The organism is Arthrobacter sp. 10T425 (assembly GCF_056393985.1).
In genome coordinates this window covers 244,554-266,413 of sequence record NZ_JBFTGZ010000001.1, presented here as the reverse complement: position 1 = coordinate 266,413, position 21,860 = coordinate 244,554, and the positions used below count along the sequence as shown (strand labels likewise).

Genomic DNA, 21,860 nt, shown 5'->3' with positions numbered 1-21,860 from the left:
GCCTCGAAGTTTCGTAAGCAGATTGGCTCCCGTACCTAGAACACTGGCGTCCCTGAACTAAATCGTAAGGATAAGAAAACCATGCAGCGAGACCAACCAGTTGTCAGTTGGGAAAGTGCCCTGATGCGCACTGTAGAAGGTTCGTTCTACCGTGCTGTGGATCCTGCCTACCGTGACGCGGCTCTTGCGGGATCTCGGTCTGCCGGCCGGTATTCGCCGCCAGAGGTCCCAACGCTGTACCTAAGTTCGTCACCTGAAGGTGTCGCCGCTGCAATGATGGCCCACACTGACGAACGCACTCCCGGTCGTGAGGTGTTGCAGTTCAATGTAGAGGCCAACCGTATTGTTGATCTTCGTGATCACGAAGCTCTGAAGTCCGTTGGAATCAGTCCCGCGGACGCCGCGGCGGACTGGCAACGAGCTGTTGCTGCGGGTGGAACGCCTCCGTCGTGGAAAGTTCGAGAGGCTCTGCAGAGTTTGGGCGCCAATGGACTAATCGACCCTTCACGCAAACGGCCGCAGCTCTGGCACCTAACGCTCTTCAATTGGAACGCTGATGGCGCTCCAAGTGTTCGGGTAGTTTCTCTCCGGTAGCGGATCCGTTTGCTCGTGGCCTACGCGCCATTCGGAGACTGTCTGGTAACCCTCGCCTTCGTCGATCGCGTGAGCTGCATCGACGGTGCCGAGGGGCACGACGCGAACCTCGGCAACTTCTGTGATGCAAACGGGCCGCCCTAACGAGTCAACGACCACACCGCGTTCACCGACGACCGGCAACTGCTCGGTCAGACACAATCGGTCAGGCACATTGGAGCAGGAGCCATTCCGAATAGGGGTCGGCCGGGGTTGCTGCCCAGTACGGATCATCTGTGTCCGCCTCGGGCAGTGGATGCCCGGCGGTGAATTGGTGCCAGTCCGGGAAGGGGTCCGGGGGCAGGCCTGGGCCCGGATCCGCGGGCTGGCCTTGATCGGGGCCCGTGTCGGGGTCGGGTTCCGGGTTGGGTTCGTCCGTGGCCGGGATGTGGGGCAGCCAGTCTTCGGGCCAGTGGGGTGGGTCCCAGTCCTGGTGTTCGCTGGGGTAGTGCCGTCCGGACGGTGAGGTCCAGCCGGGCGGGTGGTCTTTGCTGGCCCGGTCCGGTGTCCAGGCGGAGGCGTGTTTAAGCCCGTGGTGTTTCGGGCAGGGCTGGCCGAGGTTCGAGATACCGGTGGTGCCGCCGTCGGCCCAGGCCAGGAGGTGGTCTGCCTCGTTGTCCAGGGAGTGGTTGCCGCAGCCGGGGAAGGGGCACCGGCCGTCGCGGAGCCGGAGCCAGTGGCGCTGGGCCGTCGTGAGCCGGTAGCTGGTCCGGCCGATTTCCAGCGGAGCACCGTCCCGGGGGTCGGTCAGGACCCGGTGGAAGGAACCGGCGCCCTCGGCGATGAGGCGGCGGGCCATCGAGGGCGGGATCGGCCCGTAGCCATCCAGGACGGCCGGTTCGTCGGTGGCGCCGAGCAGGGCCAGGACCGGGACGGTGACCAGGACCTGCGCCCGCGGGACCGGAACAAGCCCACCCGCCCCCGCACGAGCTTCCGCCCCCGTGCCGGTGCCGTTGCCGCCGTCGGCCGTTCCACCGTTTGTTCCGCCGCCGGGCGTGCCGGTGGTGAGGAGCCAGATGGCGGTGATGTCGGCGCGGAGCTGGGTCAGGGTCCGGGACTCGTCCGGGCCCTGAAGGGCGCGGGCCGCCGCGGTGGCCCGGTCCCAGATCCCCGCGGCGGTATCGGCCGGAAGGTGGGCGGAAAGCCAGGCCATGCCGTCCCGGTCCGGGGTGTACTCGACCCGCCGGTCCGCGGCGCTCGTGGTGTGGCGTTCCTCGATGCCGGCCGGGTGGTGGCGTTCGCGCCAGGCGCGGGCCTTGGCCCGGAACCGGGACGGAACGAGGTCCCCGGCCGGGCAGCCGCGGGCCGGGTTCGGTGCTTCGGGGTCCAGGAAGTGCGCTTCGAGCCCGGCCGCCCCGGCCGCATCCAGGCTGCTGGTTTCGTCCACGAGGATCCGGGCGTGGGCCCAGGAGATCGTGCCGGACTCAAGGGCGGCCAGGGTCAGCGGCAGCGCCGTCGTCAGGGCGTGGGCTTCGGCGAGGAGGGCCGCTGCGGTGCGTTCGCTGACGGTCAGGACACAGGCAACCTCAGCCACCAGTGCCATCTCCTGAACGGCGCGGTCCCGCGGTGACGGCGCCGGCGGCGCCAGGAACCTGGTTGCCTGCGCGTAGTCGGCGGCCAGCCGCACCCTCAACGCCGCGGTCCGGGCCTCCATCCGGGCGACCTCCGCCAGCCCGTCCAGGCAACCCTCCGCCAGTTGCCGCAACGGATCGCCGTCTCCCACCGGGTCGGCAGCAGGCGCACCGGCGTCGTCAGCGCCGGCGCCGGCGCCGGCGCCGGCCAAGGCAGCCAGCGCGGCAACAGAGGCGGCGACGGCTTCTATCGCCGCACCGCTCTCCGCGCTCAACGCTGTCCTGCTCTCCACACTCAGATCATCTCAGGAGGCACCGACAGAAATAGCGACATAGGCTGTCCTCGAGCGTGAGCATTGAGCCGAGGGACATCCCGCGACACCGGAGAGCCCTTAACGGCGGGAGCCGGAATCCTTAGCAGCCGGTCAGGTGCCGCTTGGGCCTGTCCTGACGGTAGAGGTAGCGGCCGGTTTCGCGGAACCCTGCCCGCGCGTACAGCTCACGGGCACCGGCGTTGGAGGCCATGACCAGCAGCCAGTACCCCGCCAGGCCGCGGGCCCCGCCCTCGTGCAGCAGCGCCCGGACCACCCGGCCGCCATAGCCCCGACGCCGTGCATCCGGACGCGTTGCCATGCAGTACAGCCCGCCCCACCCGGGCCCGGACGGGCCGGTGTTGGGCAAGGCGAGGCGTGCGACGGCGGCTGGCGCGCCGCCGTCGTCCCGCACCAGAGCGTACAGCGAGGGGCACCCTTCGAGAATGCCGCGGGCCACGGCGAGCTCGTCCGCTCCCCCGCGGCCGTCGACGCTCCACCACAGCTCCAGCCATTCCGCCGACGGCCCGGCCGAAATTTCCACGGGAGGTTCGGGGGCGCCGGGCCCGACGCCGGACTCCACGCCGGACTCAGCACCGGGAACATGGACCAGCACCAAGGTTTCGGACTGCCGCGTGAACCCTTCGGCGTCGAGTACCGCGTTGAGCGCCGCGTGGCGTGGGCCGTCAAAAATTTGGAGGATGAGCGGAAGCCGCCGGCTGCGGTACCAAAGCCGGGCGTCACGGACTGCGGCGAGCTGCCGGTGCGGATCCTCGCCGGGATCCATCAGCCAGACCGAGTTCGCCCGCTGGGTCACCCCTGACGCCGCCCGCAGCACCCACCCGCCGAATTCCTCGCGCTCCGCGGCAGGCCACGCTGCATCCATCAGCGTCTCCAGCCCGGGGCGCGGGTCCAGGTTCATCGGGCTACTCCGTCCGGGACGAATGCGGGCAACTAATGACAGACGGCAGGGACTCCCCGGTTGCCCGGGGAGCCCCTGCCGCTGAAGCTCGAAGGCTAGTCCCTGCCGTCCTCAGGCTTCTTGGGCTGCGGCTTGAAGTCGACGCCGGCTTCCTTGCGCTGCTGCGCCGTGATGGGAGCGGGAGCCTGGGTCAGCGGGTCGAAGCCGCCGCCGGACTTCGGGAACGCGATGACGTCGCGGATGGACTCCACACCGGCCAACAGGGCAACCACGCGGTCCCAGCCGAAGGCGATGCCGCCGTGCGGAGGGGCTCCGAACTTGAAGCCCTCCAGCAGGAAGCCGAACTTGGTCTGGGCGTCTTCCTTGTCCAGGCCCATGAGCTCGAAGACGCGTTCCTGGACGTCGCGCTCGTGGATACGGATCGAGCCGCCGCCAATTTCGTTGCCGTTGCAGACGATGTCGTAGGCGTAGGACAGCGCCGATTCGGGATCGGCGTCGAAGGAGTCCATGAACTCGGGCTTGGGCGAGGTGAACGCGTGGTGGACGGCGGTCCACTTGCCTGCGCCGACGGCGACGTCGCCGGAGGCGACCGCAGCGGCGGCCGGCTCGAACATCGGCGCGTCCACGACCCAGCAGAAGGCCCAGTCAGCAGGGTTGATGAGCCCGGTGCGGTGGCCGATCTCGACGCGGGCAGCGCCGAGGAGCGCGCGGGACGGGGTCTTCTCGCCGGCTGCGAAGAAGATGCAGTCACCGGGCTTGGCGCCGACAGCGTCGGCGAGGCCCGCCCGCTCGGTCTCTGTGAGGTTCTTGGCGACGGGACCGGCGAGTTCGCCATCCTCCTTGTATAGGACGTACGCCAGGCCCTTGGCGCCGCGCTGCTTGGCCCACTCCTGCCAGGCGTCGAGGGCCCGGCGGGCCTGGGAGGCGCCGCCGGGCATGACGACGGCGCCGACGTAGGGCGCCTTGAAGACACCAAAGTTGGTGTCCTTGAAGAATTCGGTCAGCTCGGTGAGTTCCTGGCCGAAGCGCAGGTCCGGCTTGTCCGAGCCGTAGCGGGCCATGGCGTCGTGGTAGGTGATGCGCTGGATCGGCGTCGGGATCTCAACGTCGATCAGCTTCCACAGGGCCTTGACGATGTTCTCGCCCAGACGGATGATGTCGTCCTGCTCCACGAAGCTGGCCTCGATGTCCAGCTGGGTGAATTCCGGCTGGCGGTCCGCGCGGAAGTCTTCATCGCGGTAGCAACGGGCGATCTGGTAGTACTTTTCGAAGCCGCCCACCTGAAGGAGCTGCTTGAACAGCTGCGGGGACTGCGGCAGCGCGTACCAGGAACCCGGCGCCAGGCGGGCGGGAACCACAAAGTCGCGGGCGCCTTCCGGCGTCGAACGGGTCAGCGTGGGGGTTTCGATCTCCACGTAGCCGTCCTGGTGGAGCAGTTCGCGGGCCACCCGGTTGGCTTCCGAACGCAGGCGCAGGTTACGGGCGGGGCCGGGGCGGCGCAGGTCCAGGTAGCGGTGCTTCAGGCGTGCTTCCTCGCCCACCTCAACGTGTTCGTCGATCTGGAACGGCAGCGGATCCGAGGTGTTGAGGATCGTGACCTTCTCGGCCATGACCTCGATCTCGCCGGTGGGAAGCGCCGGGTTCTCGTTGCCGTCGGGACGCTGGGAGACGGTGCCGACGATCTGCAGCACATACTCGTTGCGCAGTCCGTGGAAGACCTCTTCTTCACGGACCACAACCTGGGCGACGCCGGACGCGTCGCGCAGGTCAACGAATGCGACACCACCGTGGTCACGACGCCGGCCGACCCAGCCGGCGAGGGTTACGGTTTGTCCAATGTGCTCGGAGCGAAGTGATCCGAGGTCATGTGTGCGCAGCACAGCACGCCTTTCTGAAGAAGACAGAGGGAAAATCAAAAGCGATAACAAAACAATGACGTTCTAATATGATCGCTACGGGAACGATCCCGTTCGAGTTTACCCGTTGGAAAGGCCCCTTTTGCCATGGCAACCCGGCGCAACGGAACCCAGCCCGGTGACCAGCCCCCCGGTCAGCACCGCGATCAGCCCGGCGGCCGGCCTGGTCCGCAGCGGCCACCCCAGCGGCTGCAGCGCCGCCTCGGCGTGTTCGATTCCACGGCAATCGGCCTGGGTTCGATGCTGGGCGCCGGCGTGTTCGTCGTGTTCTCCCCCGCCGCAGCCCTGGCCGGGCCGCTGCTGACACTTGCCGTGGCCGTGGCCGGCGTCATCGCCTACTGCAATGCCGTCGCGTCGGCGCAGTTGGCGGCGAGGTACCCCGACAGCGGGGGAACTTACGTGTACGGGCGCCGGCAGCTCGGCCAGTGGCCGGGCTTCATTGCGGGCTGGGGCTTCATCACGGGTAAGACGGCGTCCTGCGCGGCGATGGCGCTGACGTTCGGGCACTACGTGGCGCCGGCCTATGCCACGCCGCTGGCGGTCGCCGGCGTCGTCGTCCTCACGGGAGTTAATCTGCTCGGCATCACGCGGACCGCGCTGCTGACCAGGATCCTGCTGGCCGTCGTGTTGGCCACGCTCGTCTTCGTCGCCGTGGCCTCCCTGCTCGGTCCGCACCCGGCGGGCGCCCCCGCCGTGTCGGCGGCGCCGGCCTATCCCGCGCCGCCCTCCGGCGGCTGGGGCGTCCTTCCCGCGGCGGGGCTGATGTTCTTCGCCTTCGCGGGTTATGCGCGGATCGCCACCCTCGGCGAGGAGGTCAAGGATCCCGCCCGTACGATCCCGCGGGCCATCCTGGCCGCACTGGCCGGGGCCTTCGTGATCTACCTTGGCCTGGCCGCGCTGCTGCAGTGGCACCTGCCCCCGCAGCAGCTGGCGGGTTCGACGGCGCCGCTGCTGGACGCGGTGGCGGTCTCCCGCCTCGGCGCCGGCGTCCCGTTCGTCCAGGCCGGAGCGGCGGCGGCCGGCCTCGGCGCGCTGCTGGCCCTGATCACCGGGGTCGGCCGGACCACGTTGGCGATGGCGCGGGAACGGGACCTGCCCGCCCCGCTGGCCAGGGTGGGCCGCGCCCGCACCGTCCCGTTCACGGCGGAACTGGCCGTCGCCGCCGCCGTCGTGGTCCTGCTGCTGAGCACCGACGTGATGACCGTGGTCGGCTTTTCCAGCTTCGGCGTGCTGGTCTATTACGCCGTGACCAACGCCGCGGCTTTCACGCTGGCCGGCCGCCCCTGGCATGCGCCGCGCTGGCTCAATGTGCTGGGCTTCCTCGGCTGCCTGGTCCTGGCCGTCACCCTGCCGCCGGCCTCCGTGCTGTTCATGGCGGCGGTGCTGGCGGCAGGGGTGGCCGGGCGGTTCCTCGTCCTGCTGGTGCGCAGGACGCGGGACACTAACGGGCCTGCCCGGAAGTCCTAGCCCGCGGCGACTACGCGCACGTGCAGGTCCTCCTCGGAGGGCGTCCACGAGTCCGGGTCGGCGTCGTACTGCTCGCCCGTGCGGATGTCTTTGACCTGGTGCTTGCCGTCGTCGTCAGTGAACCAGACAAACGGAATGCCGCGACGGTCGGCGAACTTGATCTGCTTGCCGAACTTCTCGGCCTTCGCGGCGACCTCCGTGGCGATGCCCCGGCTGCGCAGCTGCGCGGCGACATCCTGTGCGGCGGCCCAGCTGTCGTCGTTGTTGAGCGTCACCAGCACGGCGGTCGGCACGGAGCGGGTGGCTTTGGCCAGGTCCTGGCTCAGTATCCGCGACACCAGCCGGGTCACGCCGATCGAGAGGCCGACGCCGGGGAACTTGCGGTTGCCCTTGCTCGCCAGGGCGTCGTAGCGGCCGCCGGAGCAGATCGAGCCCAGCTGCTCGTGCCCCACCAAGACGGTTTCCACCACGGTGCCGGTGTAGTAATCGAGGCCGCGGGCGATGCTGAGATCGGCGACGACCCGTCCCGGCGCGTGCTGGACGGCGGCCGCAATGACCTGCTCCAGCTCGTTCAGGCCTTCCTCCAACAGCTCGCTGGTGACGCCGAGCGCCCGGACCTGCTCCACAAAGGACGTGTCCGTGGTGCGGATGCCCGCGAGCTTCAGGGCAGCCTGCGCCTGATCGTCAGTGGCGCCGAGTTCCTCCTTGAGCAACTCGGCCACCTTCGCCGGCCCGACCTTCTCGAGTTTGTCGATGCTGCGCAGGACGCCCGCGGTGTCCGTGAGGCCGATCCCGGTGTAGAAGCCCTCGGCCAGCTTGCGGTTGTTGATCCGCAGCAGGAAGTCGGGGATGGGCAGCGCGTTGAGCGCCTCGGCAATCACCAGCGCGATTTCAACGTCGTACCGGAACGGCAGTTCGCCGTCGCCGACGACGTCGATGTCCGCCTGGGTGAACTCGCGGGCCCGTCCCTCCTGGGGACGTTCGCCGCGCCAGACCTTCTGGATCTGGTAACGGCGGAACGGGAACGCCAGGTAGCCGGCGTTTTCCACGACATACCGGGCGAAGGGCACGGTGAGGTCGAAGTGCAGGGCAAGGGCATGCGGGTCAACCTTGGCCGCGGAGTCCTCATCGTCCTGGAGCCGGCTCAGGCCGTAGACCTCTTTATCGATTTCCCCCTTGCGCAGCAACTGGCCCACCGTCTCCACGGCGCGGGTCTCGATCGAGGAGAAACCATGGAGCTCGAAGGTCCGGCGCAGCGTGTCCAGCACATGGAGTTCCACCAGCCGCTCCTCGGGAAGCCACTCGGGGAATCCTGACAGGGAGGCTGTGCGTGCCATGGTGAAATTTTCTCCTCTGGTTACCACTGCGGTATCGCGTTGCTACTGCAGTATCTTCGGGCGCGGGCGTCAGGCGGCATTCTCTCTGTCGAAACGTAACGAAGATAAGCGGCAGACCGGCCAGTCGTGCATAAACTGTGTGCGGCAGTCAGTTTATGCGTTCGGCGCCCGCTTCTTCCAACGGAGCCGGACCCTGCGGGACTGCCGGCAGCTTGCTGCTGCTACCGCGACGGCGCCTACGGCCCCGTCATGGTGGCGGCCATACAACCAGGAGGACCTTTGGCGGCCAGTTCACGCAGCGCACGCGAGGCGAAGCGGCGCGTCCAGCAGATGGAGGCCAGGCGCGGCCTGCGCCGGGACCAGGACAAGCGCCGCAAGCGCGACAACGTCTTCGCCATCAGCGCCGGCACGGCCGCAATTGGCCTGGCCTTGGTGCTTCAGCTGACCGCCTTCGCCTCAAACCCGACCGAAGAGGAATTCGCGGCCGCGCAGGAGGGACTGAACAGCCCGTCGGCATCCGCCTCACCCACAGCGGCCCCGACGAACGGCGCGAACATCCCCAAGCCGGAGACTGCCGCGGGCAAGACGTTCACGGGCGAGCTCAAGCTGAACCGCGGCACGCTCGGCGTCGAACTCGACGGCACGAAGGCCCCCCAGGCCGCGGCGGTCTTCAAATCCCTTGCCGACCAAAAGTTCTACGACGGCGTCAGCTGCCACCGGCTGACCACGGCGGAGAACTTCGGCGTACTCCAGTGCGGTTCCAAGGCCGGTGACGGCAGCAGCGACCCGAGCTACACCTGGGGCCCGCTGGAAAACACCCCGGCGGACAACAAGTACCCCGCCGGAACCATCGCAGTGGCCCGGACCGGCGGGAACGCCAACGGTAACGGCACCCAATTCTTCATTGTGTACAAGGACACCGTCATTCCAGCGGATGCCGCCGGGGGCTATACGGTGGTGGGCAAGGTGACCTCTGGACTCGACGTGGTGGGCGGTATTGCCGTTGCCGGACTGAAGCCCGGCGACAACGCCACCGACGGCGCACCTGCGGAACCAGTCACGATAGACTCGTTCTCACTGAAGTAACCAGCCGCGGCCCCCAAGGCCCTGGTCCCGGTATTTCCCTCCAAGCGAAAGACTTCTAGCGGTGACAGACAGTCAGAAATCCGACGAAACATTGGCAACAGCAGCTGCCAACGAAACCGAAACCGAGGCGACCCCCGCCGAGAGTGCAGGCGCTGCCGTAGACTCCGACGGCGAGACTGCGGCACCCGAGGCCCCAGCCGCGACCAGCGAGGAACCCGCCGAGGCCACTGTGCCCACCGTTCCGGCAGAACCTGCCGAGCCCACTGTGCCGCCCGTTCCGGCAGAACCTGCCGAGCCGGCGGAGACGGCCGAGCCTGTTGACCAAGCTGAAGCCACCGCCGCCCCGGTTTCGACGCCGGGTCCCGCGCCGGCCGCGCGTCCCGCGCCGAGCCCGGCAGCGTTTGCCGGCCGGCCGAAGGCCAAGCCGTCCGCGGCCGCACCGGCCCCGGCCCCGGCGGCCGTGTCCTCCGCAGCTTCACTGGCCGAAGCGGCCCGCTGGGGCCGCGTTGAAGGCGACGGCCACGTCTTCCTGACCGTTGACGGCACGGAATACCCCGTAGGCCAGTACCCGGGTGTCAGCGAGGACGAGGCCCTGGGCTACTTCGCCCGGAAGTTCGAGGACGTCGTGGCCCAGATCGTCCTGCTGGAACAGCGGGTGAGCTCCAAGGCGCCCACCGCGGACATGCAGAAGACCGTCACGCACCTGCGCGAGCAGCTCGCCGAGCGGAACATGGTGGGCGACATCCGCTCCGCCGAGGCCCGGCTGGACGCTCTGGTGACACAGATCGGCGAGCTGGAAAAGGCTGAGAAGGCCGAGCACGACGCTGTCCGCGCCGCTGAGCTTGCCGCCCGCGAGGCCATCGTGGCCGAGGCCGAGGAAATTGCCGGCCACGATCCCGCGCAGATCCAGTGGAAGACCTCCAGCGCGCGGATGAACGAACTCTTCGAGAGCTGGAAGACCGCCCAGAAGAGCGGCGTCCGGCTCGGCCGCAGCAACGAGGACGCACTGTGGAAGCGGTTCCGCGCCGCCCGCACGGTGTTTGACCGGCACCGCCGCGCGTACTTCTCCCAGCTGGACAGCAACAACTCGGCGGCCAAGGCCGCAAAGGAGAAGCTGATCAACGAGGCCGAGGCCCTTTCCTCCTCGACCGACTGGGGTTTTGCCGCCGGCGAGTACCGCCGCCTGATGGATGAGTGGAAAGCCTCACCCCGCGCCAGCCGCAAGGACGACGACGCGCTGTGGGCCCGCTTCCGCGCCGCCCAGGACGTCTTCTTCACCAACCGCCAGGCAGCCAACGACGAGATCGACCAGGAGTACGGTGCGAACCTGGTGGTAAAGGAAGCGCTCCTGGTGGAAGCCAACGAGCTCCTGCCGATCAAGGATCTCGCGGCAGCCAAGAAGTCGCTGCAGTCCATCCGGGACCGCTGGGAAGAGGCCGGCAAGGTGCCGCGCGCCGACATGGGCCGCATCGAAGCCGGTCTGCGGAAGGTGGAGGACGCTGTCCGCCACGCCGAGGACGAAAACTGGAAGCGTTCCAACCCGGAGACGAAGGCGCGCACCAACAGCGCCCTCACCCAGCTTGAGGCCGCTATTGCCGGCCTCAAGGAAGATCTGGCCAAGGCGGAGAAGGCCGGCGACGAGCGCAAGATCAAGGCCGCCCGGGAAGCCCTTGAGGCACGCCAGGCCTGGCTGGAGCAGCTCGAACGCTCAGCGAGCGAACTCTCCTAGGCACGCGGCACCCCAGTACGAAGTACACCAGCAGGTCAGTCCAGGCCCCGTTTCGGTTATCCACATGACCGGTACGGGGCCTGTTCTATGTCCGGGGAACCGGGAACGATGGCGGAATGGTAATCATGCCCCGCGCTCCCACCGCTCCACCGGATCCGGGCCGGCACGCCCTGGTGCCGGGAGCTCCGGTGCCGGGGACTCCAAGTCCAGGTCCGGGGCCGGAACACTGCGAGCTCTACTCCCCCGGCGCGCTGTTCTCCTGGCCGGAGCTGCAGGCCATGGCCGCCGACGGCGTGCTGACGCAGCTGTATCAGCGCGGCTACCTGCCGCCCGGGTCCCATGCCAGTCCGCAGCTTCGCGCGCGGGCCGCGGCCCTGGTGGTGGCGCCGGCGATCCGGCAGCGGGTCGTGGCGGGCCGGATGACCGCGGCATGGATCTATGGGTGTGCCACGGAACCGGACCGCCTGGCGCTGCTGGTTGACGCCAACCGGCGGATTTCCAGTCTGCGGTCCGTGCGCGGCTGCACCTTCCACGAAGTTCGGCTGGGGCCGTTCGACGTCGTGAGCATGGGAGGCCTGATGGTGTCCAGCCCGCTGCGCACGGCGGTGGACGTGGCGATGCACGTGGACGCGGAGCGGGCCGTGCCGGCCCTCAGGGCGCTGTTGGCTCGTCCCGAGCTGGGCGTCCGCCTGCGGCTGCTCAGGCTCGCCGTGGAGGCGAGTCCGCGCGTTCCGCACAAGCGGGCGGCCCTGGCGAAGCTCGCCGCCCTCGAGGCAGAGCCGGCGGCGCCAGATTGATCCCGTCCAGTAAGCCTGGACCGAGGCCTGAACTGCCGGGTCAGCTGCGGCGGCGGTTTCCGGTGGTGCGGTACACGTCGAAGACGCCGTCGATCCTGCGGACCGCGCTGAGCACGTGGCTGAGGTACTTCGGGTCGCCCATCTCGAAGGCAAACTTGGAGATTGCCACCCGGTCCGTGGACGTGTGCACGCTCGCCGCCAGGATGTTGACGTGGTTTTCCGAGAGCACCCGGGTGACGTCGGAGAGCAGCGATTTGCGGTCCAGCGCCTCGACCTGGATCTCCACCAGGAACACGCTGGACTGTGTGGGGGCCCAGTCCACCTCCACGATCCTGTCCGGCTGGTCCATCAGGCCGCTCACGTTGGTGCAGTCGGTCCGGTGCACTGAGACCCCGGAGCCACGGGTGACGAAGCCCAGGATCGGATCCGGCGGGACTGGAGTGCAGCACCGGGCGAGCTTGACCCAGACGTCGTCCACGCCGCGGACAACGACGCCGGAATCGGAGAACCGGGCCTTGCTGACCTGGGTGGGGATGGAGACCTCGGTGAGTGCATCATCCGGGTGCTCATTCCCGCCCAGGCTCTCCACCAGGCGTTCCATCACGGACTGGGCGGAGGTATGGCCGTCGCCCACGCCGGCGTAGAGCCCGGAGATGTCAGCGTATTTGAAGTCCTCTGCGATCGCAGCGAGGGCGTCGTGGGTCATGAGCCGCTGCAGTGGGAGGTTTTGCTTTCGCATCGCTTTGGTCAGGAGGTCCTTGCCGCGGTCAATCGCTTCCTCGCGGCGTTCCTTGCTGAACCATTGCCTGATCTTGTTCCGGGCCCGGGCACTCTTGACGAAGTGCTGCCAGTCCTGGCTGGGGCCGGCGCCTTCGGCCTTCGAGGTGAAGATCTCGACCCAGTCGCCGTGGTTCAGTTCGCTGTTGAGCGGAACGAGCTTGCCGTTGACGCGTGCGCCGATAGTCCGGTGGCCCACCTCGGTGTGCACGGCGTACGCGAAGTCGACGGGCGTGGACCCGGCGGGGAGTGCCATGACCTCGCCCTTGGGGGTGAAGACGAACACTTCCCGGGCGTTGATTTCAAAGCGCAGGGAGTCAAGGAATTCGCCGGGGTCCGACGTTTCCTGCTGCCAGTCCACGAGGGAACGCAGCCAGCCCATGTCGCCGTCGCGCGGGCTGCCGGGGCCGGCCGCCGTCCGGTTCGGCTGGTCCTTGTACTTCCAGTGCGCGGCGACGCCGTACTCGGCCCGCCGGTGCATCTCGTGGGTGCGGATCTGGATTTCCACCGGCTTGCCGCCGGGACCGATCACCGTGGTGTGCAGCGACTGGTACATGTTGAACTTGGGCATCGCGATGTAGTCCTTGAACCGCCCGGGCAGGGGGTTCCAGCGCGAGTGCATCGCGCCCAGGGCCGCGTAACAGTCCCGGACAGAATCAACCAGGACGCGCACGCCCATGAGGTCGTTGATGTCGTCGAAGTCTTTGTCGCGGACGATCATCTTCTGATAGATCGAGTAGTAGTGCTTTGGCCGCCCGGTGATCGTGGCCTTGATCTTCGCGGCCCTGAGGTCCTCGGTGATTTGGTTGCGGATGACAGCCAGGTTCTTTTCGCGTTCCGGGGTCCGGTCCCCCACCATGCGCACGATTTCCTCGTACACCTTGGGATAGAGGGCAGCGAAGGACAGATCCTCCAGCTCCCACTTGATGGTATTCATGCCAAGCCGGTGGGCCAGCGGCGCGAAGATTTCCAGCGTTTCCCGGGCCTTGCGGGCCGAGGACTCAGCCGAGACAAAACGCCACGTGCGGGCATTGTGGAGCCGGTCGGCGAGTTTGATCATCAGGACGCGGATGTCCTTGGCCATCGCGACGACCATCTTGCGCACGGTCTCGGACTGGGCCGCCTCACCGAAGCTGACCTTGTCCAGCTTCGTGACGCCGTCCACCAGCATGGCCACTTCCGGACCGAACTCGGTCTTGAGGTCGGCGAGGGTGTAGGACGTGTCTTCGACGGTGTCGTGCAGCAGGGCCGCGGCCAGCGTGGTGCCGCTGAGGCCGAGTTCGGCGAGGATGGTGGCCACCGCGACGGGGTGGGTGATGTACGGGTCGCCGCTCTTGCGCTTCTGGCCCCGGTGGCAGCGCTCGGCGACCACGAAGGCACGCTGGATGAGATCGAAATCCTCTTTGGGGTTGTTGGCGCGCACAGTGCGCAGCAACGGCTCCAAAATCGGCGAGTAGGCCGGAGTGCCACGGCCCGTCAGCCGGGCAAGGCGGGACCTCGTGCGCTCGCGCCGGCCGGGAAAAGTGGGCCGGGCACCGGAGTTGTCCACCGGCACGGGAACATCGGGGCGTCCGGGAACCACCAGGCCAGTCTGTGAACCCTGGCCTTGGCCCTTGTCCGCAGGTGCCTCCGGCACCGGCGTCAAACGTTCTTCCAATGGAGCACCTCTCGCGACCGGTTAATTATTCAAGTGTATTCCCGCAGCAGGATACTTCGATAACCGGCGGGGATACGGCGACGGGCCGGAGGCCGTCGAAAACGACGGTCTCCGGCCCGTTTGTGGCCGCTGGGGACGGTTCAGGCCGTGGCGGGCGACGCCGGCGACTCGGCCTTGGCTGCCGCGTCAGCACGCCTCTGTTCCACCCGTTTGGCCTGCTTGACCAGGTCGGGTTCGCCCTGCCGCAGCGCGGCGTAAAGCGGAGCCGCGATGAAGATCGTGGCGGCAGTGCCCACCAGGATGCCCACGAACAGCGCCAGGGACAGGTCCCGCAGCGTTCCGGCACCGAGCAGCCCGGCCCCGATGAAGAGGATCGCACCGACCGGCAGGATGGCCACCACCATGGTGTTGATGGACCGGACCAGGGTCTGGTTGATGGCGAGGTTGACCTCTTCGGCGAAGGTCCGCCGGGTGGAGGCCTGCATGTCCGAGGTGTTCTCCCGGATCTTGTCGAACACCACCACGGTGTCGTACAGCGAGTAGCTGAGCACCGTGAGGAAGCCGATGATGGCCGACGGCGTTACTTCGAAGTCGCTGAGGCCGTAAACACCGGCGGTCACGAACATCGTGACCGCCATGCCGACAAGTGCCGAGAGCGACATCTTCCAGGTCCGGAAGTAGAGCGCCATCAGGACGGCGGCCAGGCCCACAAAGATTGCCAGGCCCATCAGCGCCTGCTTCGTGACGTCCGCACCCCAGGTGGGGCCGACGAAGGTCGAGGTGACTTCGTTATCGGTCACGCCGTAGGCCTTGGTGAGGCCTTCCTTAATCTGCAGCGTCTCGTCGTCGGAGAGCTTGTCCGTCTGGATGCGCATGGTGGTACCCGCGACGTTAGCCACGCGCGGCACGGATCCCGACACGACGTCCTTGACGGCCTTCTCGCCGAGGGAGGCCTCGGTGGTCTTGACGTTGGAGACCGTGAACTCGGAGCCGCCGCGGAACTCGATGCCGAGGTTGAACCCACCCTTGGCGACCGGGATCAGGATGGAGAGGGCGACGGCGATCCCGGCAATCAGGAACCACAGCTTCCTGTAGCCGACGAAGTCGTACGAGCGCTTGCCCGTGTACAGCTCATTGCCGAATGTTGAGAAGTTGACCATTTACTTGCCCTCCTTGGACGCGCTCTTGGAGGTACCGGCGAGCTGTGCCTGTTGTGCCTGATCCTGCTTTTCGGCGAGGCGGCGTTCTGCAATGGTCATCCGGCGTTCTGCCTCGGCGGCGGCGCCGGTGTTCTTCGCGCGCACCACTGCCACGGGCTTGTCCTCCGGGGTACGGACCCGGCCGGCACCGCGGTACAGCGGGACGGCGCCGAGGCGCTTCGGGTCCAGGCCCGAGAACCGGTGGCCTTCGCCGAAGAACTTGGTCCGCGCCAGCAGCTGCAGGGTGGGGTGGGTGAACATGAAGACGACGATGAGGTCGGCGATCGCGGTGAGGCCGAGGGTGAACGCGAAGCCGCGGACGTTGCCCACTGCCACGAAGAACAGCACGACGGCGGCGAGAAGGTTCACGGCCTTGGACGCGAGGATGGTGCGCTTGGCCCGCTTCCAGCCGTTTTCGACGGCCGAGACCAGGCCGCGGCCTTCGCGGAGCTCATCGCGGATGCGTTCGAAGTAGACGATGAACGAGTCGGCTGTCTGGCCGATGGCCACGATCAGGCCCGCGACGCCGGCGAGCGAAAGCCGGTAGTTTTCGGTCCAGCCGAGGATGGCGATGGCCAGGAACGTCAGCACCCCGGCGATCACGAGGGATGCCACGGTCACGAGGCCAAGGGCCCGGTACTGGAACAGCGAGTAGACAAACACCAACAGGAGGCCGATCACGCCGGCGAGCATACCCATGCGGAGCTGCTCACCGCCGAGGGTTGCCGAGATCTGCTGTTCGCTCTGGATTTCGAAGCTGATCGGCAGGGCACCGAAACGGAGCTGGTCGGAGAGGGCCTTGGCCGACTCCTCGGTGAATCCGCCGGTGATCTGCGGCCGGCCGTCGGTGATGACGGCGAGGGAGCGCGGGGCGGAGATGACCTGGTCGTCCAGGACGATTGCGAACTGGGATTTCGGATCCGAGCCGGTCTGGCCGCCGCCGGCGGCGTAGAACTGGTACAGGCGCTCGGTGATTTCCTTGAACTTGGTGGTGCCCGCGTCATCGAACTGGATGTTGACGGCCCATTCATTGGTCACGGCACCCTGGGCGCCGCGCTGCAGCTGGAACGAGGAGGACTTGATGTTCGAGCCCTTCACCTCCACCGGACCGAGGATGTACTTGATGGCCGGCGACTTGGCCGAGGCCGGCTCGCAGGTCACCAGCGGCTTGGTCGGGTCGGAGCGCTGCTGCTTGTCCTGGGAGGGGTTGTCGCAGTCGAGGGCCTCGAACTGCTTGTAGACCTCGGGGGTAATCCAGTTCTCGTCGCTGCTGTTGGCGGGCGCGGCTGTCGGCTTCGGCAGCTGGGCATCCGGGGTCCTGGAGGCGGCGGGGACCGCTGCGCCGGGGCCGGTCTGGATGACCGGGCGGAAGTTCATGTCGGCGGAAGCCTGGATCAGCGCACGGGTTTCCTTGGCAGGGGTTCCCGGGAGGCTGACGACGACGTTGCGGCCGGACTGCGTGCTGATTTCCGCTTCCGCAACGCCCGAGCCGTCCACGCGCTGGCGAATGATCGCCACGGCTTGGTTGAGCTGGTCTTCGGTGATACCCGAACCGCCCTCAACCTTGGGCGCCAGGATCATCTGGGTGCCACCTTCAAGGTCCAGTGCGAGCTTTGGAGCCCAGCCCGCCTGGCCGGCCATCGTGCCGCCCGCCAGGACAGCCGTCATGGCGGCGATGATTACGCCAAGCCAGACCAGCATCCTGATGGCTGAGTTTTTGGGGCCAGTTCGTGCCATTGTCGATCTTTCTATTATTTACGGCGGATCCGCCGGCGCGGGCTCTGGGCCCCGCCGACGGATGCCCGCAACCGTTGCTTCGCGGGATAGCTCAGGTAGGCAGACTAGCTGTCTTTTTTGCCTTCGTCGTTGAGGCGGCGCAGGGTTTCCTCGGGCGTTTCGGTGCGCGGCGCGTCGTGGACGGGGGCGCTGGCGTCGGTCCCCTCAGCACCCAGCTTCTCGGTGGTCAGCGAGGACGCGTCGTCGGGAACGACCGTGGGCTCCTCGGCGGCGACAACCGGCTCCACAATTTTGGTGACGGCCTGGCGGTGCACCGTGGCCGTGTTGCCCGGGGAAAGCTCAAGCGTGACCTTGTTCTCCGCTTCGTCAATGTCGACGATCCGGCCGAACAGCCCGAAACTCGTCATGACCTCGACGCCCGGGCCGAACTTCGACTGGAGCTGCGCCTGCTGCTGCTGCGTTTTCTTGTTGCGGCGGAACATCATGAAGACGAACACGCCAAGCATCACGAACAGGAGAATTGTCATTAGATCCAAGGGGAAAGTTCCGTTCTGTACTTGCATAGCTGTTTTTCAGCAACGTCCGTTTGCTCCTGACGGCGCGGGCAGGGGTCTGCGCAACAAACTGGCCGCGAGACCGTCCCCCAGACCGCCGGCGGCTACCTGCTCTCCGCCCACGGAAACAAAACCCGGACGTGCCGAGCGTCATACCAGTCTAAAGGGAAAAGCTGAAAGAACGGTGCTAGCGGCTGTTTCGGATCCACTGAGGATCGGTTTCTTCGCCGAGATCCCCAGCGGACCCGCCGATCGGGCTCTCGCCCGGCTCGTCGGCCTGGAACAGTTCCAGCGGGTCCTGGCCGAAGGCGCCGGCCGGAATGGCGAAGCCCAGGTGCGTCCATGCCGGCGCCAGGGCTATCCGGCCGCGCGGCGTCCGGCCCAGGAGTCCTTCGCGCACCAGATAGGGCTCGGCGACCGTTTCCACGGTCTCCGTTTCCTCGCCGACGGCGATCGCGAGCGTGGACAGGCCTACCGGGCCGCCGCCGAACTTGGTGATGAGGGCCTCGAGAACGGCACGGTCCAGCCGGTCCAGGCCCCGCTTGTCCACCTCATACATGTCCAGGGCCGCGGAGGCCGCCCGCGCGTCGATTTGCTCGATGCCGTGCACGAGCGCCCAGTCCCGGACCCGGCGCAGGAGCCGGTTGGCGATGCGCGGCGTGCCCCGGGACCGGCCGGCAATCTCGCTGAATCCGGCGGAGTTGACCTTCAGGTCCAGCAGGCCGGCGGAGCGGCGCAGGACCAGTTCCAGCTCCTCGACGGAGTAAAACTCGAGGTGGCCGGTGAAACCGAACCGGTCCCGCAGCGGGCCGGGAAGGAGGCCGGCCCGCGTGGTGGCGCCGACGAGCGTGAAGGGCGGCAGCTCCAGCGGAATGGCCGTGGCGCCGGCGCCCTTGCCGACGACGATATCGACGCGGAAATCTTCCATCGCCATGTACAGCATTTCCTCGGCCGGCCGGGACATGCGGTGGATTTCATCCAGGAACAGGACCTCGCCCTCAGAGAGTGAGGACAGGATGGCCGCAAGGTCGCCCGCGTGTTGGATGGCCGGGCCGCTGCTGATCCGCAGCGGAACGTTCATTTCGGCGGCGATGATCATGGACAGTGTGGTCTTGCCCAGGCCGGGAGGGCCCGAGAGCAGCACGTGGTCCGCGCTGCGCCCACGCATGCGCGAGGCCTCCAACACGAGGGAGAGCTGCTTGCGGACCCGGTGCTGGCCCACGAAGTCGTGCAGGTTCTTGGGCCGCAGGGCGGCTTCGATGACCCGCTCCTCCGGTTCCTCTCCCCCGGCGACGATCGACGGCTCAGCCACGCGCGCCTACCCGGTTCCCGGCGCGGGCGCCGTCCTGGCCCAGCCAGCGCAGCGTCGCGCGGAGAATCTCCGCCACATTGCCGTTCGCCGCGAGGTCCGGGGAATCGGCAAGGGACTTGTCGATGCTGGCCGTGGCATCCTTTTCGGACCAGCCCAGGCTGGTCATCGCGGCCACCACCTGCGGCTTCCAGACGGATTCGGCGGACACGGCCGCGACAGGCGCGCCGGCGGTGCCGTGCGGCACAAGCTTGCCGGCTAGTTCGAGCACGATCCGGCCGGCCACCTTCGGTCCGATGCCGGGGACCTTCGTGAAGGCCTTGCCGTCGCCGGAGTGGGCGGCCACCCGGATGGCTTCGGGCTCGTGGACGGCCAGCACCGCCAGTGCGAGGCGGGGACCGACTCCGCTGACGCTGAGGAGCACATCAAACACCTCGCGTTCGTCATCGCTGGCGAAGCCGAACAGGGTCAGCGAGTCTTCCCGCACGATCAGGGACGTGAATAGCTTTACCTCCTCACCCACCCGGAGGCCGCTGAGGGTCTGCGGTGTGGCGTTGACGCTCATGCCGGCGCCGTTGAGGTCGATCACGGCGGAGGACAGGCCAACATGCGCAACGGTTCCACGAAGAAAACTGATCAAGGCCGGGCTCCTGGTCTAACTGGCGTCTACAACTGGGTGATGAAAGAACGTACAGCCGGGCACGCCGGCTATCCGAACATATCTACGAATACCCTACCAAGCCCCGCGGCGTCACAGCCGGACATTCAGCGCGCACGGCGCGCTTTTGCCTCCGCGTCCGCCCACGCCCGCTGCGCCGGAGTGAGGGACTGGCTGCCCGGCCCAGTCGTGGCTACGGCGGCCCCGCTGCCGGCCCGCCAAGCGTGGGTGATGGCCAACGCAAGGGCGTCGGCGGCGTCGGCAGGGCGCGGAGGCGCGTCCAGCCGGAGGATCTTGGTCACCAGCTTGGTGACCGCATCCTTGTTCGAGGTCCCGCTTCCCGTCACGGCTGCCTTGACCTCGGACGGGGTGTGCAGAGCCACCGGGATGCCACGGCGCGCGGCGGCCGCAATGACCACACCGGAGGCCTGCGCCACCCCCATGACCGTGCTGACGTTGAGCTGGGAAAAGACCCGCTCCACGGCGAGGACCTGGGGTTCGTAGCGGTCCAGCCACTCGTCGATGGACGTGGCGATGACCAGCAGCCGCTGGTCCAGGCTCTCCTCGGGTGAGGTGCCCACAACGCCGAAGGCCACCAAAGTGGCCCGCCGGTTCCGCTCGACGTCGACAACGCCGATCCCGCAACGGGTGAGGCCCGGGTCGACCCCCAACACGCGCAGCGTCACGGTTGGGCCGTCAAGACCGGGCCCCAAAAGTCACGTTTGGGTGAGCGGGTCACTCGGCTTCCAGTGCGGCCTGCACTTCGTCGCTGAGGTCGGCGTTGCTGTACACGTTCTGGACGTCGTCGAGCTCTTCCAGGGCGTCCACCAGCTTCATGAACTTCTTGGCGGCATCAAGGTCCAGCGGCACCTGCATGGACGGCACAAACTCGGCCTCGTCGGTGTCGTACTCAATGCCGGCTTCCGTGAGGGCATCGCGGATGGCCTGGAGGTCGGTCGGCTCGGAGTGGATCTCGAAGCTGTCGCCGTTGTCCTTGACTTCCTCGGCCCCGGCATCCAGCACGGCCATCAGGACGTCGTCCTCGGCCAGGCCGTTCTTCGGCAGCGAGACGACGCCCTTGCGGGAGAAGAGGTAGCTGACGGAGCCGGGATCGGCGATCGTGCCGCCGTTGCGGGAGATGGCGAGCCGGACCTCGGAGGCGGCACGGTTCTTGTTGTCCGTGAGGCACTCGATCAGCAGCGCGGAACCCTGCGGGCCGCGGCACTCGTACATGATTTCGGTGTAATCGACGACCTCGCCGGTGAGCCCGGCGCCGCGCTTGATGGCGCGGTCGATATTGTCAGCGGGCACCGACGTCTTTTTCGCCTTGGTGACGGCCAGTTCCAAGCTGGGGTTGCCGGAGAGGTCGGGGCCGCCCATGCGCGCGGCGACTTCGATGTTCTTGATCAGCTTGGCGAACGACTTGGCCCGGCGGCTGTCAAGGATGGCCTTCTTATGCTTGGTCGTCGCCCATTTGGAGTGGCCTGACATGCTTTACGCTTCTCCTCTGATCATTCGAATAAACAGTTCATGCACGCGCTTCTCCCCCGTCACTTCCGGGTGGAAGGAGGTGGCCAGCAGCTTGCCGGAACGCACTGCAACAATTCTAGCCGTCCCGTCCAGGGATTCGGGGTGGCCGGCTTTGGACGGTTCCACCTGGGCAAGGACTTCGACGCCGTCGCCGACGCGCTCCACCCAGGGCCCGCGGATAAAGACGGCGTGGACCGGGGCCACTGCCCCGCCCGCGGCGCTGAACCCTAACCCCATGAAGTCCAGGTCCGTCTCGAAGGACTCGCGCTGCCGGCCGAAGGCGTTGCGGCGCACGGTGATGTCGAGTCCGCCGAACGTCTGCTGCGGGTTTCCGGCCAGGTCCTTCGCCGGGTCCGCGATCTCGTCCGCCAGCAGGATCATCCCGGCGCACGAGCCGTAAACGGGCAGGCCGGCCTGGATGCGTTCGCGCAGCGGATCCCGGAGCCCGAAGATCCGGGAGAGCTTGTCGATCGTGGTCGATTCGCCGCCGGGGACGATGAGCCCGTCCAGGCCGTCGAGTTCGGCGGGACGCCGGATCCCGACGCCGGCGGCGCCGGCGGCTTCCACGGCATGCAGATGCTCCCGGAAATCGCCCTGCAGCGCCAGGACGCCGATCCGGAGCCCCGTTCCCACGCGGGATTCAGGGGAAAAAGAGGGGGTGGTCATCCCC

The 21,860-nt window shown here is 67.6% G+C and carries 19 protein-coding genes; 5 read left to right on the top strand and 14 right to left on the bottom strand.

Annotated elements, in window-relative coordinates; translation table 11 throughout:
- The first annotated feature begins 81 nt into the window (after window positions 1–81).
- A complete protein-coding gene (locus AC1DDH_RS01285) occupies window positions 82–594 on the top strand; it encodes an RES family NAD+ phosphorylase (RefSeq protein ID WP_476954692.1) in 513 nt (170 codons plus the stop codon).
- Here the strand turns inward: AC1DDH_RS01285 and AC1DDH_RS01280 are convergent.
- The 4 genes from AC1DDH_RS01280 to aspS form a co-directional block, all read right to left on the bottom strand.
- On the bottom strand, window positions 532–867 hold the full coding sequence (locus AC1DDH_RS01280) for an ASCH domain-containing protein (RefSeq protein ID WP_476872416.1): 336 nt from the start codon (window positions 865–867) through the stop codon (window positions 532–534). The two genes, AC1DDH_RS01285 and AC1DDH_RS01280, sit on opposite strands and share 63 nt — an antisense overlap.
- Window positions 800–2,497 (bottom strand): HNH endonuclease signature motif containing protein, encoded by a 1,698-nt coding sequence (locus AC1DDH_RS01275; protein ID WP_476954691.1) that lies wholly within the window; start codon window positions 2,495–2,497, stop codon window positions 800–802. The genes AC1DDH_RS01280 and AC1DDH_RS01275 overlap by 68 nt, the downstream gene beginning before the upstream one ends.
- A gap of 121 nt (window positions 2,498–2,618) precedes the next feature.
- The gene (locus AC1DDH_RS01270) at window positions 2,619–3,437 is read right to left on the bottom strand and encodes a GNAT family N-acetyltransferase (RefSeq protein ID WP_476954690.1); all 819 of its coding nucleotides are present in this window, start codon (window positions 3,435–3,437) and stop codon (window positions 2,619–2,621) included.
- Between the two features lie 95 nt (window positions 3,438–3,532).
- Window positions 3,533–5,317 carry an aspartate--tRNA ligase gene (aspS, locus tag AC1DDH_RS01265; RefSeq protein ID WP_476849310.1) on the bottom strand — a complete coding sequence of 595 codons (1,785 nt, stop codon included), beginning with the start codon at window positions 5,315–5,317 and terminating at the stop codon, window positions 3,533–3,535.
- A 123-nt stretch (window positions 5,318–5,440) separates the two neighbouring features.
- Between aspS and AC1DDH_RS01260 the strand changes: the two genes are divergently transcribed.
- The gene (locus tag AC1DDH_RS01260) at window positions 5,441–6,820 is read left to right on the top strand and encodes an APC family permease (protein ID WP_476849311.1); all 1,380 of its coding nucleotides are present in this window, start codon (window positions 5,441–5,443) and stop codon (window positions 6,818–6,820) included.
- Here AC1DDH_RS01260 and hisS read toward each other — a convergent pair.
- Complete coding sequence (hisS, locus tag AC1DDH_RS01255; protein WP_476954689.1) at window positions 6,817–8,157, bottom strand: histidine--tRNA ligase; 1,341 nt, start codon at window positions 8,155–8,157, stop codon at window positions 6,817–6,819. The genes AC1DDH_RS01260 and hisS overlap by 4 nt on opposite strands.
- A gap of 279 nt (window positions 8,158–8,436) precedes the next feature.
- Between hisS and AC1DDH_RS01250 the strand changes: the two genes are divergently transcribed.
- The 3 genes from AC1DDH_RS01250 (at window position 8,437) to AC1DDH_RS01240 (ending at window position 11,769) form a co-directional block, all read left to right on the top strand.
- Window positions 8,437–9,243 (top strand): peptidylprolyl isomerase, encoded by an 807-nt coding sequence (locus AC1DDH_RS01250; protein ID WP_476954688.1) that lies wholly within the window; start codon window positions 8,437–8,439, stop codon window positions 9,241–9,243.
- Between the two features lie 61 nt (window positions 9,244–9,304).
- On the top strand, window positions 9,305–10,972 hold the full coding sequence (locus AC1DDH_RS01245; RefSeq protein ID WP_476954687.1) for a DUF349 domain-containing protein: 1,668 nt from the start codon (window positions 9,305–9,307) through the stop codon (window positions 10,970–10,972).
- A gap of 116 nt (window positions 10,973–11,088) precedes the next feature.
- Window positions 11,089–11,769, top strand: coding sequence for a hypothetical protein (locus AC1DDH_RS01240; protein WP_476954686.1), 681 nt, complete (start codon window positions 11,089–11,091; stop codon window positions 11,767–11,769).
- A 40-nt stretch (window positions 11,770–11,809) separates the two neighbouring features.
- Here the strand turns inward: AC1DDH_RS01240 and AC1DDH_RS01235 are convergent, their stop codons facing one another.
- From AC1DDH_RS01235 to pdxT, 9 genes are all read right to left on the bottom strand, one after another.
- Window positions 11,810–14,128: a RelA/SpoT family protein gene (locus tag AC1DDH_RS01235; RefSeq protein ID WP_476849343.1), complete on the bottom strand. Its 2,319-nt coding sequence runs from the start codon at window positions 14,126–14,128 to the stop codon at window positions 11,810–11,812.
- 215 nt (window positions 14,129–14,343) lie between these two features.
- Complete coding sequence (gene secF, locus AC1DDH_RS01230; protein WP_230008622.1) at window positions 14,344–15,363, bottom strand: protein translocase subunit SecF; 1,020 nt, start codon at window positions 15,361–15,363, stop codon at window positions 14,344–14,346.
- Entirely contained in the window at window positions 15,364–17,139 is a 1,776-nt protein-coding gene (gene secD, locus AC1DDH_RS01225) for a protein translocase subunit SecD (protein ID WP_476849316.1), read from the bottom strand.
- A gap of 104 nt (window positions 17,140–17,243) precedes the next feature.
- The gene (yajC, locus tag AC1DDH_RS01220) at window positions 17,244–17,666 is read right to left on the bottom strand and encodes a preprotein translocase subunit YajC (protein WP_476849317.1); all 423 of its coding nucleotides are present in this window, start codon (window positions 17,664–17,666) and stop codon (window positions 17,244–17,246) included.
- A 214-nt stretch (window positions 17,667–17,880) separates the two neighbouring features.
- A complete protein-coding gene (gene ruvB, locus AC1DDH_RS01215; protein ID WP_476871604.1) occupies window positions 17,881–19,005 on the bottom strand; it encodes a Holliday junction branch migration DNA helicase RuvB in 1,125 nt (374 codons plus the stop codon).
- On the bottom strand, window positions 18,998–19,642 hold the full coding sequence (ruvA, locus tag AC1DDH_RS01210) for a Holliday junction branch migration protein RuvA (protein WP_476954685.1): 645 nt from the start codon (window positions 19,640–19,642) through the stop codon (window positions 18,998–19,000). Before ruvA ends, ruvB begins: the two co-directional genes overlap by 8 nt.
- 125 nt (window positions 19,643–19,767) lie before the next feature.
- Window positions 19,768–20,346 carry a crossover junction endodeoxyribonuclease RuvC gene (gene ruvC / locus AC1DDH_RS01205; protein WP_079554348.1) on the bottom strand — a complete coding sequence of 193 codons (579 nt, stop codon included), beginning with the start codon at window positions 20,344–20,346 and terminating at the stop codon, window positions 19,768–19,770.
- Between the two features lie 49 nt (window positions 20,347–20,395).
- A complete protein-coding gene (locus tag AC1DDH_RS01200; protein ID WP_223916716.1) occupies window positions 20,396–21,151 on the bottom strand; it encodes a YebC/PmpR family DNA-binding transcriptional regulator in 756 nt (251 codons plus the stop codon).
- Between the two features lie 3 nt (window positions 21,152–21,154).
- Entirely contained in the window at window positions 21,155–21,856 is a 702-nt protein-coding gene (gene pdxT / locus AC1DDH_RS01195) for a pyridoxal 5'-phosphate synthase glutaminase subunit PdxT (RefSeq protein ID WP_476954684.1), read from the bottom strand.
- Between the last annotated feature and the right edge of the window lie 4 nt (window positions 21,857–21,860).

What these genes read in the sequence shown, in the direction of transcription:
- AC1DDH_RS01280 (WP_476872416.1), bottom strand. Translation starts at nt 867, where the DNA reads ATGATCCGTACTGGGCAGCAACCCCGGCCGACCCCTATTCGGAATGGC.
- AC1DDH_RS01260 (WP_476849311.1), top strand. Translation starts at nt 5,441, where the DNA reads ATGGCAACCCGGCGCAACGGAACCCAGCCCGGTGACCAGCCCCCCGGT.
- AC1DDH_RS01270 (WP_476954690.1), bottom strand. Translation starts at nt 3,437, where the DNA reads ATGAACCTGGACCCGCGCCCCGGGCTGGAGACGCTGATGGATGCAGCG.
- pdxT (WP_476954684.1), bottom strand. Translation starts at nt 21,856, where the DNA reads ATGACCACCCCCTCTTTTTCCCCTGAATCCCGCGTGGGAACGGGGCTC.
- hisS (WP_476954689.1), bottom strand. Translation starts at nt 8,157, where the DNA reads ATGGCACGCACAGCCTCCCTGTCAGGATTCCCCGAGTGGCTTCCCGAG.
- AC1DDH_RS01240 (WP_476954686.1), top strand. Translation starts at nt 11,089, where the DNA reads ATGGTAATCATGCCCCGCGCTCCCACCGCTCCACCGGATCCGGGCCGG.
- AC1DDH_RS01285 (WP_476954692.1), top strand. Translation starts at nt 82, where the DNA reads ATGCAGCGAGACCAACCAGTTGTCAGTTGGGAAAGTGCCCTGATGCGC.
- secD (WP_476849316.1), bottom strand. Translation starts at nt 17,139, where the DNA reads ATGGCACGAACTGGCCCCAAAAACTCAGCCATCAGGATGCTGGTCTGG.
- yajC (WP_476849317.1), bottom strand. Translation starts at nt 17,666, where the DNA reads ATGACAATTCTCCTGTTCGTGATGCTTGGCGTGTTCGTCTTCATGATG.
- AC1DDH_RS01200 (WP_223916716.1), bottom strand. Translation starts at nt 21,151, where the DNA reads ATGTCAGGCCACTCCAAATGGGCGACGACCAAGCATAAGAAGGCCATC.
- secF (WP_230008622.1), bottom strand. Translation starts at nt 15,363, where the DNA reads ATGGTCAACTTCTCAACATTCGGCAATGAGCTGTACACGGGCAAGCGC.